Source organism: Azospirillum formosense, assembly GCF_040500525.1.
Lineage (GTDB): Bacteria > Pseudomonadota > Alphaproteobacteria > Azospirillales > Azospirillaceae > Azospirillum > Azospirillum formosense_A.
On the sequence record NZ_CP159404.1, the window covers coordinates 145,207 to 158,817 of the forward strand.

Here is a 13,611-nt window from a genome sequence, read left to right on the forward strand (position 1 = left end):
AGATCATGATTACCCAGCAGCATCAGGACCGACTTGTCGCGCAGGGACGCGACGAAATGATGACCGCCTTCTGCACGGTCGCGCGGCCGAACGAGGCCCAGCAGCGGGAGGCGTCCGAGCGCTTCACCGCCCTCATGCAGGAGCTGGTGCCGCAGATCGTCGGCGTGGTCGCCGTGGGCGACTATCCCGCGTTCCCCGTCAAGCTGGAGAATATCGACGGCAAGGGCAAGATCGCGCTGAAGGCCGCGAATGTGGACGAGGCCGGCCCGGCGCTGATCACCCACATCGGTGCGTCGCTGACCCTGGTGCTGACCGACGCGGCGCAGTTCGATCGCAAGCGCCCGGCGGCCAACATCGACCCGGACCAGAAGGCGCTGCCGATGGAGCCGGCGGACGGTGGTGAGGATGACGACGAGGACGGCACCGGCGAGGATGACTCGACCGACGAGGAGGTTGAGGCGCTGTCGGATGACGAGCCGGTCTTCGATGACCAGGGTGTGACCGACGCGGAGAACGGCGATGGCATTGACCTGCTGAACGCCGATGCGGACGGCCCGCTGTTCTCGGTGGTCGATGTCGGCACGAAGAAGCTGGGCGACGGCAGCGAGGCGACCGTGCACGTCCTGCTCCACCGCGACCAGGAGGTGTTCGAGCCGATGGCGGCGCCTGCCTTCGTTCAGACCTGTGCTGATGCCCTGAACGAACTGGTCGGCAAGCTGGGCCGGGACCTGTCGCCGTTCGAGGTGCGCGACACGGTGATCGCCTCCATCCCGACGGACAACAGCATCGGTGTCGCGCTCAACGCGCCCTACACCACCGAGGCCATCCAGAACAGCTCGGCCCCGGTGGCCGAGGAGAAGACCCGCCGCGGGCGGCTGAGCGCCGTGGAGACGGTGCAGTTCTACCACCTGGGCTACGACGGCGGCGAGGCCGGCAAGTCGATCACCGAGGTCTGCGAGGGCCACACGGAGGGCGCCAAGAAGCACATCCAGCGCGGGTGGGCCGACCAGAAGGACGGCAAGGCGCGCGCCTGGGAGCGTCCGGGCGCCACGCCGAAGCCGGCCAACGATGACAGCGCCACCGGCGCCGACAGCGAGGCCGCCTGATCATGATGGCCGAGCCCTTCGTCACGCTGCGCCTGGATGGCCCCGTTGTGGGGAAGGGCCGGCCAAAGTTCGCGCGTCTGCCGGGGGGCGGGGTCACCACCCGCACCCCGGAGAAGACCCGCCGGTATGAGTCCGAGGTCAAGAGCGAGGCGCAGCGGGCTATGGCCGGGCGCCCGCTCGTCCACGGGCCGGTGAGGGTCGATATCCGGGTGACGTGCCTTGCCCCCGAAGGCTGGGCCGCCTGGAAGTCCTCCGCGGCCCTGCGCGGCGCCGTGCGCCCCACCACGAAGCCTGACCTGGACAACGTGCTGAAGGCCGTCCTCGACGCCCTGAATGGGGTTGTCTGGAAGGACGACGTGCAGGCCGTGTCCGTCTCCATTTCGAAATTCTACGACACGAAGCCGGGCCTGTCGGTCGAGGTCTACGAACTCGACGCGCTGCCCAGCCAAGTCAGCAGGAAGCCCGCAGCATGAAGACCACCGCCATGCGCGACCAGATCCGCAAACGCGCCCGTCCGCATGCCGGCGGCTGGGCTTGGGACCACGAGGGGATTCGCTCCTGGTCGAAGGAACACCCGGCGCACCCGCCCGCCGCCAACAGCAACGTGCCGTCCTGGCGCGCGGAGTGGGCGGATCTGATCCGGAGGGCGTCTGCATGAGCAACGTCACCCATCTGCCGGTCACCAACCCCCGCCGGCGCATCGCCCCGCCGTCCACGCCCGCAAGGCTGGCTGGCGCCGCCGACGATCTGATCCTGATCGCCACCGAGCACGACTTCGACCGCGACGGCATCCGCGAAATCGCGGCCCGGCTGAAGCGGATTGCCGAGGAGCTAAGCGCATCCAATGACTGACCAACTGCCCGCTCCCCTCGTCCCCGCTGAGGTGGACCTGCGCGGCCTGCCGTTCATTCCCCTGCACATCGAGCGTCTCCAACTCTCCAAGTCCTGGCTCGCCTGCAAGCGGCGCCCGGAACTGGCCTACTACATGCTGAACCTCTGGATGCGCGCGTGGCATGAGCTTCCGGCTGCCTCCATCGAGGATGATGACGACGTTCTGGCTGATGCGGCGCGCGCCGATTACCGGACCTGGGAAAAGGTCCGCGAGGCCGTGCTGCGCGGCTGGGTAAAATGCTCGGACGGGCGGCTCTATCACCCTGTCGTGGCAGAGCTTGCCGCCGAAGCATGGGAGCATCGTAAGGGCTATCGTGAGCGCGCTGCCAAGGCTCGTGAAGCCAAGAAACAGAAGCGTTTCACCGCTGAGACATGCCCTGCGCCAGCGAATGATACAGGCCCTGTCAAAGCGTCTGTCACAGAGCCTGAGACAGGCTTGACCAGTCTCTATAAGGGACAGGGAGAGGGACAGAGAGAGGGAGAATCTTATTCCGAGGATAAATCCTCGGGGCCGGTCGGCCCGGTCGATCCGGTCAAACAGCTTTTCGACACCGGCGTGAAGTTGCTCACCGATGCCGGGCAAAAGCCGGCAAGCGCCAGGGCGATCATCGGCCAGCTTCGGAAAGCCAAGGGCGACGAAGGGGCGCTGTCGGTGGTGCTGGCAGCCGCCAAGGCTTCCGAACCGGTTTCGTACATCCAGGCCGCGATTCGGCACGGCGGCCCGGCCAATGACGCTGCGCCGCGTCCGCAAGCCGATCCCAAGACCAACCCGCAGTGGGCGAATTACTGACCATGGACGACACCGACATCCCCTCCCGGATGCTGCTGGCCAACTCGTCGATCACGGCGATTCTCGACCAACTGACCGACCCGGACATCGAGCAGCACCTGCTGTCCGCGGCCATGCACAGCCCAGCGGCCTACGCCAAGGCCGGCAGCAGCCTCCAGCCGGACGACTTCGCCTTCCCGGTGCACGCCGCCCTCTGGCACGCCTTGGGACAGGCCTATGGCGAGAACCGCAAGGTCGACCACCTGCTGTTGGGCGATCTGGCCCGGCGATTCGACGCCGACCTGCAGGACCATGGGGGAGGGCAGGCTTACGTCGCGGAGATGTTCGGCCTGATGGCGAACGCCAAGGCTGCCCAGGACTACGGGCGCCGCCTGTCCGAACTGGCCAAGCGCCGGCGGCTGGTCATCGCGGCGATCACGACGGTGGCCACGGCGCCGGACCTCGACACGCCGCTGGACGAGCTGCTGGGCGGCATCATGGGCGAGGCCGAACGACTGGTCGAAACGGGCAGGGCCCGGACCCGCGGCGCCGTGCTGGACGACATGCTGGAGAGCTTCCGTCACCCGCCCGTGGTCTACTCCACCGGCATGCCCTCGCTTGACGCCGCCATGGGTGGCGGCCTGTGGCCGGGCAGGGTCTACGGCATCGCCGCGCACGACAAGGCGGGCAAGACCGGGCTGGCCGGGACGATCAGTTACAACCTCAACGAGGCCGGGATCAGCCACGGCTATTTCGCCTTCGAGATGGGTTCGGAGCAGATCGAGCACCGCCAGCTATCCCGCGCGCTGGGAATCGGCACCACGCGCATCCTGGAGCGTCAGAGGGACGTGCTGGAGGCGATCGCGCGGTACCGGATCAGCGCCGCGGATCACGTCGTCTACGTCGACATGCCGGGCGGCACGGTGGACGAGCTGCGGTCGGAGATCCTCGCGGCCCGCGCCAAGCACCGGATCACCGGCTTCGTGGTGGACTACTGGCAGTTGATCGAGGGCAAGGGCCGGCAGCAGTCGGACGAGGAGCACTTGCGCCGCGTCGCGCAGTGGCTGGCCAACGTCGCCAAGCGCCTGAACCTGTGGGTCATTGTCCTGGCCCAGCTCGCGGACGATGGCGAGGCAACGGCGCTGTCACGGCGCGGCCTGAACCGGGCGGTGGACCAACTGTACTTCCTCCACCGCAAGCAGGGCGAGGAATTCGGCTGGCTCCAGATGAAGGTCAGCCGCTACACGCCGCCCGGTGACGTGGGCGGCCCGAACGATCCGGCGCTGAGGCTCCGCTACCCCGGTCCGTGGTTCGAGGACTGGAAGGCCCGCGGGGCCGACGACATGCGGCAGGCGCAGTACGAGCTGGCGGAGGGGTGATGGGCGCTTCACGGAGTTGGGCAAAGCCAGAGCGGAACGAGCAGATTGCCGACCTATGGGAATCTGGGGCGTCGACGCCATCGATCGCCGCTCAGTTCAATATTGGTGTCACGCGCGTGCGGACGATCCTGCTGCGCTACTTTGACGTTGCAAAGGAGGATCGTCCAGATTTTGGAGAGGGTGGCTGGTGTTGGGTGATCACACGGCGGCGGCTGCCGAATGCTCCAATCAGTGAGGGTGATACGCTTCGATCCACCTTCGCTGGCGAAATTCTGAGGAAGAAGGCGGAGGATCGCTTCCCCTGATCGCCACACCAACGACCGTCCTTCGGGGCGGTCGTTTCATTTCTGGCGCTGGGCCAGCCGCAGGAGCTGCTTGCGGCGGTCGGGCAGCAGCCAATCCCACGCGGCCAGATTGCTATGGATTCACTACCAAGGCCAAAGCGGGTTGCCGTAATGCTCATTACGATGGCAGTTCGGGCAAAGCGCTACTGCGTTCGCCACGGTATCTTCCCCTCCTGCTGCAAGAGGCACTTTGTGATGGACCTCCAGAAACGGGGTGCCATCAGAACTACGAAAGAATGGAGCGGGACTCTTGCACCCTTCACAAACACCTGCAGCACGGTCGAGGACCTCAGCGACTACATCAGGATTTCTTACAAAAGCGGTCGTGACGACGGTAACAGAAGAAGGTATCCGTTGAGCAGTAGCAAGACGCCGTTGCCGATCGGAGCTAGAACCAGCCTGGGCGCGGCTCACCGCCAGCTTGTGGTTCTTCTGTAGTTCATGAGCGTCCACAGGAGCATCAGCTCCAGGAACGCGAACTGCGAGCTCAAACCACTTCGATCCATCTTGTTCTGTATGGACGCCTATATTCCTAAACATGCCAGAAAGACGGAACTTTTCACCAGTATTCTGTCTTACAAAAGCGTAAATCGGAACCTGTGGGTTCTGAATAATAGCTGCGTTGACCTTGAATTCTTCTTTGAAAATGTCGTTTATGCTTTTCAAGTAGTATTTTAGCGAAACCCCTTGCTCAATCCATTGATTTTGGTACTTTCCGCCGTTGAGGGTTGCTTTGATAAATACAGCCTTGTAAGCGCCATCAGAACCGATAGGCAGAATGCCGCCGCTGCGATTATCGTAAACTTCTGCAAAGATGACCAATTGGCTTGATGTGTAATCATGCCCGATAACGAAATCATCCAGCCGTGTGCGATCATTATGCCAGGCGCCGAATCGCTCAAGAAGGTCAGCCCGGATATCCTCAAATGTATTTAACCCTGCGGTTCTCAGTCCATTAAATACAGGGCTATTCGGTGTCCCCTGAAATCGATCCATGTAATTTAACAGGTCACCAACTCTCGAGAACTGACGCAGCCACATGGCTGAATTCCTGATGGTGCTCTTCACCTCATTCGGTAGGTTAGGGTGGTCTAAAGCCGGCGCAAACACCTGCTCCTCAATATAGTCGCGGACTTGATCTATGACTGCAGGCATCGGCGAGGTTCCAGCGGATTGGGCTAGCGGTCTGGCGATATACCTCACAAATGAGGTAAACATATGCTGGCATGCATCTTATAGAATGGCGAGAAGCAAAATGTCTCATTTCGAGATGCGGAGTTTGCTCGCGTCCATCTGGCATCGCCGTAGCTTGGCCATGGGTGGTTTCGGTGGCTGTGAACGTGGCATCAACAACACGCGCCGCTTTTCAGGCATCAGTTCGAACGCCAGGAGGAGGGCTGTGGACTGCGGGTCGACTTCGCGGTTCAGCCGCTCCCAATCCGCCACCGTCACCCGGTGACGGCGCACCAAGCCAGCCGCTTGCTCCTGCGTGAGGCCGAGCCGCTTCCGGCGCCGTGCGAATTCCTCTCCGCTGATCGTCTCGAAGGCCACCTGATCGTCCGCCCTGTTGTAGCCCCTGAGGCTACAGGCCATTTGTAGCCGCAACCCAACGCACCCGGCGAACGGCTACAATCGCGTCCTCCGAACCCTTTGGAAATCCTGGGCGGATTGCAAGTCTCTTGACAGCCCTCCCAGAACGTGAGCAAGCCTCGCGCGCGTCCTTCCCCATTTCGCCTCGCGGTGCGTTACCTCGCCCGCTGGCCCGCCGCTATCCTCCGCGGCATGACCGACGCCACGCCCCAGCCCGACCGCATCAACCTCCCGGACCACGCCGCCCCGAAGCACGCGGGCGGGCGCCCAGTCGTCTGGACCCCCGAGCGGATCACCGACGCCAAGGCCACCGTCCTCGACCTCCTCGCCGATGGCCAGTCCATGCGCAGCATCTGCGCGCAGGACGACATGCCGTCATGGTCTACGCTACGCCGGTGGTTGAGGGAGGATGTCGAGTTCGCAACGCAGTACGCGCGCGCCCGCGAAGCCGCAGCGGACATGTCGGCGGCCCGCGTGATCGAGATCGCGGAGGCCGTCGCGGCGGGCAAGATGGACCCGCAGGCCGGGCGGACAGCCATCGACGGGCACAAGTGGGCTGCGAGCAAGCTGAACGCCCGCGTCTACGGCGACCGCATCGACGTGAACCAGCACCACACGGGCAACGTCCAGGTCGGATGGGTGATCGACCTCAGCCCGTCAGGCCCGGTGATCGAAGGGGAGGGCGCGAAGGTCATCGAGGGCCGTACGCCAGCCGATGAGTAGCCCATTTTCCATAAGGGCGGTTATGAGGAATTATCGTACGCGCCGAAGCGGGCCGAACAGGCCCCGCGCGTACGCTCCCCTCCCCTCTCCCCTCTCGGCCAAAGTCGCGCAGGGGGTGACGCGAAGAGGGGGCGGAAGGCACCAGCGCAGGTTGACTGCGCCCCCCCGCGCGGCCCAGGCCAGCCCTGCCGCCCGACCCCACCCCCGGGGGGCCTCGCGAGCCGGCCCGCCCAGGCGACCCCGGGGGGCAAAAACCGCGCGTCCTTCGTCCTGCGGGCCATCCCCTCACGATTTTGCCCAACCCCATGAACCCGCAACAATCTTTCCCACGGTGAGGCCATGAGCACGAGTGCGCAGCAGGCGATCAAAGGCGGGGCGAGCGTCTACAAGCCGGACGGCGAGACGCTTCGGCAGTTCCTGTTGAACTCGACGGCCCGGCTGCTCTGCATCCAGGGGCCGGAAGGGTCGGGGAAGTCGACGGCTTCGGCGATGAAACTGTGGATGTCGGCGATCCGGCAGGCGCCGCAGAAGGACGGCATCCGGCGGACGCGCATGCTGGTGGTGCGCAACACCTTCAACGACCTGAAGCTGACGACGGTCCAGACCTGGAAACGCCTGTTTCCGCCGGAGATCTACGGCCAGTTCCTGGAGACGGCGCCGTTCTGCCATAAGATCCGGGCCGGTGACGTGGAATGCGACGTGTGGTTCGTCGCGCTGGATGACGAGGGCGCTCTGCACAAGGTGCTGTCGCTCGAATTCACCTCGATCTGGGTGAACGAGGCGCGCGAATTGCCTCGGCGCGTCATCGGCGGCCTGTGGCGCCGCCGCGGGCGGTTCCCCGCGGTGATGGACGGCGGTCCGAGCTACCCGATCATGATCCTGGACACGAACGCGCCGGCGGATGACCACTGGATTCCCATCATGCGCGGCGATGTGCCGATCCCGTCCAAGCTGTCAGACGACGAAAAGCGGGAACTGCTGAAGCCCGAGGGGTGGGAGTTCTGGAACCAGCCGGGCGGGCTGGTCGAAATCACCGACGACGCCGGAAATCACGTGCGGTTCGAGCCGAACCCGGCGGCGGAGAACACAGCGTGGCTGCCCGGCGGAAAGAACTTCTACCTGGAGGCCGCCCGCGGGCAGACCATCCATGACGTGCGGATCGCGCTCTGCAACAAGCTGGGCCGGTCGCGCACCGGGAAGCCGGTTTTCCCCATGTTCCGGCCCGATCTGCACGTCGCGAAGCAACCGCTGCAGCCGGTCGAGGGACACCCGATCCTGGTGGGCGTGGATTTCGGCCTAACGCCGGCCGCGGTGTTCGGCCAGCACGTCATGGGCCGGTGGCTGCTCCTGCACGAGCTGGTGGCGGAGGACGACGCGGGCATGGGCGCGGTGACCTTCGCCCCGCTGCTGAAAGCGGAGTTGGCCAGCCGATTTTCCGGCTTCAAATTCAGCCTGTTCGGGGACCCGGCCGGCGATCAGCGGGCGCAGTCGGACGAGCGATCTCCGTTCATGATCTTCCGCGCCTGCGGCCTGCCGATCCAGCCGGCGCCGACGAACGACACCACGGTTCGGAAAGAGGCGGTGGAGGCGGAGTTGAACCGCCTGGTCAATGGCTATCCGGCCTTCCTGATTTCTCCGACGTGCCCCCGCTATGCCGCATCGATGGAATGGGGCTACCGGTACCGGAAAATGAAGATTTCCGGCGCGGACCGCTACACCGACCAGCCGGTGAAGGACGAGCATAGCCACGTGAACGACGCCGGGCAGTACCTGCTGATCGGGGGCGGGGCGGGGCGCGCGTTGCTGACCGGCACCGCTGGCCCAAAGAAGCCCGTCAACACCAAGATCACGGCTTCGCCCCTGGCCGCCAACCGCGCCGCGGCCCTCCGGAGGCTTCGCTGATGGTCCGGTCGTGGCTCGTCGCCTTCGTGGATGACCCCCGCTCGCCGCGCCGCTGGTGGGACGTGTTCACCCGGCCCGGCTTCCGGCACGTGCAAGTCTGGGGCTGGGACGCCGATGCTGGGGCGTGGGTGATCTACAGCGTGTTCACGGATTCGACCATGGTCGACGTGCTGTCGCCGGGCGACCTCGCAGACGCGGTGATCGGGGGCATCTGCGCCGTGTCGTCGGCGGTGCTGCGCTTCGAGCCGCCCGCTGAGCCCGAGCGCGGCTGCCTGCCCCGCCTGGGCTTCTGGTGCGTGCCGGCCGTCGCGCACCTGCTGGGCATCCGCACGGGTGCGTTGGTTCCGCACCAGCTCTACCGCGACCTTCTGCGGCGTGGAGCCACACCAGCCTATGAGGGATGCCTTGGGGGGATCACCGAGCGCGCCGAAGACCGACCCGGCCATTGAGGAAGCCAACCGCCGCGAGCGTGAGCGCGCCGAGGCGGACAGGATGAAGGCCCAGCAGCAGCAGCTTGCCGTTGAGACGACCCAGCAGAACGCCCGGTTCGGACGCCGCTCGCTTCTGAGTGGCGGGCAGGCTGGGTTCACGCGCTCTCTGCTCGGGGGCTGAGGATGGAGGAGCAGAACCCCGACCTGAAGGCATTCCGCCAGCATTTCACCCGCGCATCGCAGGACAAGGCGCGGGTGCGCCACCGGCTGGACGACATCTACCGGCTGGTGTTCCCGCACCGTCACCTCCAGGACGGGACGGCGCCACAGGACAGCCTGGACGAAATCTTCGACAGCACCGCCATCGAGGCCGCCGCGGACTTCTCCTCCGACATGTTGAACGCCTTCACCCCGCCGTTCACATCGGAATGGGTGAAGCTGTCCCCGGCGAAGCACCTGAAGCTGGACGCGGCGGCGCTGCGCGCGGTCGATCTGGCGATTGCCGACTACAAGGATGCTCTGTGGGAGGCCATCGCCGCGTCCAACCTGACGCAGGCCGCGCGCGAGTGCTACCGCGATCTCGCGACCGGCACCATGGCGATGCTGATCCAGGACGTGCACCCCACCCAGCCCATCGAATGCACGGCGATTCCCGTGTCGGACCTCTACCTGGAGCGCGGCCCCGGCGGCGTGGTGGATGGCCGGTTCCGGAAATTCCGCCTGCGCGCCGAGCTGATCCCGGTCATGTGGCCGGGTGCTGTGCTTCCCGAGGCGCTGAAGAACCGCCCCGCCGATGTGGAAGTTGATGTGACCGAGGGCATGTGGCGCGACTGGAGCGACCGCGGCACGGAGCGATGGACCTTCATGCTGGTGGAGGCGGAGGGCAGCAACGTCTTCCTGAAGGCGAACTATGTGGGCGCCGGCTCCTGCCCCATGATCGTCTGTCGCTGGGACACCGACGCCACCACCGCCTGGGGATTTGGCCCGCTCTACAACGCGCTGCCCGACATCAAGACCATCAACAAGCTGAACGAGTTGGTGCTGCGCAACGCCGACCGGGCGGTCGACCCGGTTGTCGTCTACCCCGACGACGGCGTGATCGATATCACCCAGGGCATCACCGCCGGCACCTGGATCCCCGCAGCGCAGGGGTCGGCGAAGGAAGTGAACGTCCTCGACACCACCGGCAATTTCAACATCGGCTTCATGGAGCAGGAGCGCCTGCAGAGCGCGATCCGCCGCGCGCTGTTCCAGGACAAGCCCCAGCAGTTGGGCCGCACCCCTCCGACCGCCACGCAATGGCTGGATCAGGCGCAGGAGACCGCCCGTCGCATGGGCGCCCCCGCCGGCGGGATCGTCACCGACTGGCAGTTCGCGATCATCCGGCGATTCGCCTTCCTGCTGGAAAAGCGCGGCTCCCTGCCCAAGGTCGAGCTTGGCAACAAGGGGCCGATCAGCCTTGTCCCGACGAACCCATACGCCCGGTCGCAGGAGCAAGAGAAGGGGGTGCGGCTGAAGGCCCTGGCTGCGGAACTGGCCCAGCTTGCCGGGCCACAGCAGGCCGGATTGATCATCGACTGGTCGGTCTACGCCGGGGAGCGCGCCCGCCAGGATGGGTTGGAGGACACACGCTCCATCCGCACCCCGGAGCAGGTTCAGCAGATGATCCAGAACGCGGCGGCCATGGCGCAGCAAGCCGGCATGCTGCCGGGAGGGCAGGGGCAATGAGCTGGCAGGATCTGGACAAGCCGAAGCAGCGGCTGACGCCTGAGCAGGAGGCTGAGCAGCGGCGGCTGAACGGCCTGTTCGCCCGCGTCTTCGGCAGCGCGGACGGGCTGGAGGTGCTGGCCCTCCTGCGCTCCAGCACGATCGAGAAGCCCATAAGCCCCGACGCCTCGCACAGTGCGTTGGTCCACCTGGAGGGGCAACGGCAGCTTGTCCGCGTCATCGAAACGCGGGTTGCCAATGGACGCGATCAACACCCTTCTGAACTCCGGCGCGAATACCCGAGCCTTCGGCGCGACGGCTGATCTGCCCGGCGAGGTGGCGTGATGCTGCGTCGCTGGACCTTCTTCCCTCTGCGCAGCCCGGACGGTGGCGGCGGTTCCGGCGGCGGTGATCCCGCTCCGGCCCCCACGCCCGCACCGACACCCGCGCCGACCCCGGCGCCTCCGCCGGCTCCCGCCGCGCCCACGCGCCCCGATTGGCTGCCGGAAGACCAGTGGGACGCGACCGCCGGCAAGCCAAAGTTCGACGTGGCCGCCGCGGTGCAGGCGCACCAGCAGGCCACCGAGCGCGCTTCGCAGGTCCCGGCCGACGCCGGCGCCTACAAGGTGGAACTGCCCGCCGACCTGAAGCTGCCGGAGGGGATGAAGTTCGAGGTCGCGGACGGCGACCCGCTGCTGTCGGCGGCCCGAACCTGGGCGCATCAGGCGGGCCTGACGCAGGCGCAGTTCTCCGGCTTGATGGGCCTGCGCGCCCAGATGGACGCCGCCGCGCACGAAGCCGCCGCCACCGCCATGCAGGCGGAGGTCACGGCTCTGGGCGACAAGGCCACGGAGCGCATCGACGGCGCGACCACCTTCCTCCGTTCCAAGCTGCCCGCCGACCAGTTCGACGCGCTGAAGGGCGCGATCGCGACCGCGAAGGGCGTGGAGGCTGTCGAGACGCTGATGAAGCTGGCGACCGGTCCGCAGCTGCCGGGTAGCGGCGGCGGGCCGGCCAGCGAGGCGGTTTCGACCGAGGACTACTACAAGAACCTGTTCAACTCGAAGTAACGGAGCCTCCCTATGGCGCTCGACACCCTGCGCACGATTGCTCTGGAGCGGAGCAAGAAGCAGCCGAAGCAGATCGACCACCTGACCGAGGAGGCGCCGATCCTGGACACCATCCCGTTCGCCTCCTCGACCCACGGCATGTGGCACGTCGCGGAGACGCTGACGAGCGCCGATTCCATCGGCTTCGTCGCGATGGACGCGCCGCTGCCGGACGTTTCCTCCACCACGAAGCTGATCCGCTTCGATGTCGCCAAGATGGGTGGCACGATCAAGGTGGCCGAGGACAAGGCGCGTGAGTATGGCGGCAAGGAGAAGTACTTCGCCGACCGTACCGCCCCGGTCCTGAAGATGACCGGCATGAACACCGAGCGCGTCATCGTCTACGACAACCTGCGCCAGTACGCGGTGGATCGCTTCCGGGCCGGCGACACCACCCGCACCGTCTACGACGCGGGCGGCACCGGCTCGACCAACTACAGCATCATCGCCGTGCGCTTCGAGGAAGGCGTCTGCTCGGGCCTCTACAACCCGAACGGCTTCGGCAATGGCACGATGTTCGACACCATGCCGATCAACGGCGGCAACCTGTACGACATCGGGTCCGGCGTCCTGGGGTACGGCGTGCGCATGAAGTCCGACCTGGGCTTCCAGCTGACCGGCGTCCGCAACGTCGGCGCCATCGTCAACATCGACATCGCCAACAACAAGCTGCCCACGGCGGCGATGTTGGACGACTTGCTGGCTGACATCCGCGCGACCGATTCGGGACGCACCCTGCTGCTGATGCACACCCGCCTGAAGGGCGCGCTGTGCCGCGCTTTCAAGGACAGCCGCGTTCAGCTGCGGCCCGCCGACAAGGTGATCGACCGCCAGATGGAGGCGTGGGGCGGCGTGCCGTTCATGACCTCCTACAACCTGTACGACGGCACCGAAGGCCGCGTCCTGCTGTCCTGACCCTGAGGAGAATCGGACATGTACAAGGTCAATGGACTGCCCCATTTCGTGGACATCCACGGGCAGAACTTCGCCAAGGCGCAGACCCTGCCGCAGAACGCCTCCGCCGACGGTAACGGGGGCGGGGTCGAGCTGTCGGGCATCAACGGCGCCGTCGAGGCGGTGGCCCGCGTCAACACCGCGGTCACCATCGCCGACACGAAGGCGCTGACGATCAAGCTCCAGCACTCCGCCGACGGCTCGTCCTGGACCGACCTGGGCACGATCTACAGCCTGACCGCGGTGGGTGGTAACGGCGCCCTCGCCGTCGGCGCCGAGCTGGGCCGCTTCGCCCTGCCGTCCACCGTCCGCCGCTACGTCAAGGCGGTCATCTCCACCACCGACGCCGCCGCCGCCGGCAAGGTGGACGTGATCCCGGCCTATCTGCCGCGGTAAGGGGGAAGCCATGAGCAAGACCGCGAAGGAAGCCTCCGCGCCGCTGAAGGTGGTTGCGCGCTACGCCGGCCACTACGGCGAGAAGCACATCCGCGAGGGCCAGACGTTCGAGCTGGCCTCGCCCGGCGACTTCGCCGCGTCGTGGATGAAGCCGGACGGCTGGGACCCGAAGGCCTCCGGCAAGGTGGAGACCCCTGCCGAGAAAACCAACACCGAGACCTGACGGCCCTACCGCCTCCAGTGGCCGTTGGAGAAGAAGGACGCCCCACCGCCTGGGGCGTCCTTCTGCATTTTGGGGTGCGTTGGGCCG

The 13,611-nt window shown here is 66.1% G+C and carries 18 protein-coding genes; 15 read left to right on the forward strand and 3 right to left on the reverse strand.

Annotated elements, in window-relative coordinates:
- The first annotated feature begins 5 nt into the window (after positions 1-5).
- The 6 genes from ABVN73_RS21625 to ABVN73_RS21650 are packed head-to-tail and all read left to right on the forward strand — an operon-like array spanning position 6 to position 4,145.
- Positions 6-1,106 (forward strand): hypothetical protein, encoded by a 1,101-nt coding sequence (locus ABVN73_RS21625; protein ID WP_353861262.1) that lies wholly within the window; start codon positions 6-8, stop codon positions 1,104-1,106.
- A 2-nt stretch (positions 1,107-1,108) separates the two neighbouring features.
- Positions 1,109-1,579, forward strand: coding sequence for a RusA family crossover junction endodeoxyribonuclease (locus ABVN73_RS21630; RefSeq protein WP_353861263.1), 471 nt, complete (start codon positions 1,109-1,111; stop codon positions 1,577-1,579).
- Entirely contained in the window at positions 1,576-1,764 is a 189-nt protein-coding gene (locus ABVN73_RS21635; RefSeq protein WP_353861264.1) for a hypothetical protein, read from the forward strand. Before ABVN73_RS21630 ends, ABVN73_RS21635 begins: the two co-directional genes overlap by 4 nt.
- The gene (locus tag ABVN73_RS21640) at positions 1,761-1,958 is read left to right on the forward strand and encodes a hypothetical protein (RefSeq protein ID WP_353861265.1); all 198 of its coding nucleotides are present in this window, start codon (positions 1,761-1,763) and stop codon (positions 1,956-1,958) included. The genes ABVN73_RS21635 and ABVN73_RS21640 overlap by 4 nt, the downstream gene beginning before the upstream one ends.
- Complete coding sequence (locus ABVN73_RS21645; protein ID WP_353861266.1) at positions 1,951-2,787, forward strand: DUF1376 domain-containing protein; 837 nt, start codon at positions 1,951-1,953, stop codon at positions 2,785-2,787. Before ABVN73_RS21640 ends, ABVN73_RS21645 begins: the two co-directional genes overlap by 8 nt.
- 2 nt (positions 2,788-2,789) lie before the next feature.
- On the forward strand, positions 2,790-4,145 hold the full coding sequence (locus tag ABVN73_RS21650; RefSeq protein ID WP_353861267.1) for a DnaB-like helicase C-terminal domain-containing protein: 1,356 nt from the start codon (positions 2,790-2,792) through the stop codon (positions 4,143-4,145).
- 428 nt (positions 4,146-4,573) lie between these two features.
- Here the strand turns inward: ABVN73_RS21650 and ABVN73_RS21655 are convergent, their stop codons facing one another.
- Complete coding sequence (locus tag ABVN73_RS21655) at positions 4,574-5,557, reverse strand: HNH endonuclease signature motif containing protein (protein ID WP_353861268.1); 984 nt, start codon at positions 5,555-5,557, stop codon at positions 4,574-4,576.
- Positions 5,558-5,749: 192 nt separating this feature from the next.
- Positions 5,750-6,040 (reverse strand): XRE family transcriptional regulator, encoded by a 291-nt coding sequence (locus tag ABVN73_RS21660; RefSeq protein ID WP_353861269.1) that lies wholly within the window; start codon positions 6,038-6,040, stop codon positions 5,750-5,752.
- Positions 6,041-6,271: 231 nt separating this feature from the next.
- Between ABVN73_RS21660 and ABVN73_RS21665 the strand changes: the two genes are divergently transcribed.
- On the forward strand, positions 6,272-6,802 hold the full coding sequence (locus tag ABVN73_RS21665) for a hypothetical protein (protein ID WP_353861270.1): 531 nt from the start codon (positions 6,272-6,274) through the stop codon (positions 6,800-6,802).
- 383 nt (positions 6,803-7,185) lie between these two features.
- Here the strand turns inward: ABVN73_RS21665 and ABVN73_RS21670 are convergent, their stop codons facing one another.
- The gene (locus ABVN73_RS21670) at positions 7,186-7,371 is read right to left on the reverse strand and encodes a hypothetical protein (protein WP_353861271.1); all 186 of its coding nucleotides are present in this window, start codon (positions 7,369-7,371) and stop codon (positions 7,186-7,188) included.
- Between ABVN73_RS21670 and ABVN73_RS21675 the strand changes: the two genes are divergently transcribed.
- From ABVN73_RS21675 to ABVN73_RS21710, 8 genes are all read left to right on the forward strand, one after another.
- Positions 7,355-8,704 (forward strand): hypothetical protein, encoded by a 1,350-nt coding sequence (locus ABVN73_RS21675; RefSeq protein ID WP_353861272.1) that lies wholly within the window; start codon positions 7,355-7,357, stop codon positions 8,702-8,704. The two genes, ABVN73_RS21670 and ABVN73_RS21675, sit on opposite strands and share 17 nt — an antisense overlap.
- On the forward strand, positions 8,704-9,153 hold the full coding sequence (locus ABVN73_RS21680; RefSeq protein ID WP_353861273.1) for a hypothetical protein: 450 nt from the start codon (positions 8,704-8,706) through the stop codon (positions 9,151-9,153). Before ABVN73_RS21675 ends, ABVN73_RS21680 begins: the two co-directional genes overlap by 1 nt.
- A gap of 165 nt (positions 9,154-9,318) precedes the next feature.
- Positions 9,319-10,863 carry a portal protein gene (locus ABVN73_RS21685; protein ID WP_353861274.1) on the forward strand — a complete coding sequence of 515 codons (1,545 nt, stop codon included), beginning with the start codon at positions 9,319-9,321 and terminating at the stop codon, positions 10,861-10,863.
- Positions 10,860-11,165, forward strand: coding sequence for a hypothetical protein (locus ABVN73_RS21690; RefSeq protein WP_353861275.1), 306 nt, complete (start codon positions 10,860-10,862; stop codon positions 11,163-11,165). The genes ABVN73_RS21685 and ABVN73_RS21690 overlap by 4 nt, the downstream gene beginning before the upstream one ends.
- A 21-nt stretch (positions 11,166-11,186) precedes the next feature.
- The gene (locus ABVN73_RS21695; RefSeq protein WP_353861276.1) at positions 11,187-11,912 is read left to right on the forward strand and encodes a hypothetical protein; all 726 of its coding nucleotides are present in this window, start codon (positions 11,187-11,189) and stop codon (positions 11,910-11,912) included.
- A gap of 12 nt (positions 11,913-11,924) precedes the next feature.
- Positions 11,925-12,866 (forward strand): major capsid protein, encoded by a 942-nt coding sequence (locus ABVN73_RS21700; protein ID WP_353861277.1) that lies wholly within the window; start codon positions 11,925-11,927, stop codon positions 12,864-12,866.
- A gap of 18 nt (positions 12,867-12,884) precedes the next feature.
- A complete protein-coding gene (locus ABVN73_RS21705; protein WP_353861278.1) occupies positions 12,885-13,301 on the forward strand; it encodes a Bbp16 family capsid cement protein in 417 nt (138 codons plus the stop codon).
- A gap of 10 nt (positions 13,302-13,311) precedes the next feature.
- Positions 13,312-13,524, forward strand: coding sequence for a hypothetical protein (locus ABVN73_RS21710; protein ID WP_353861279.1), 213 nt, complete (start codon positions 13,312-13,314; stop codon positions 13,522-13,524).
- The last annotated feature ends 87 nt before the right edge of the window (positions 13,525-13,611 follow it).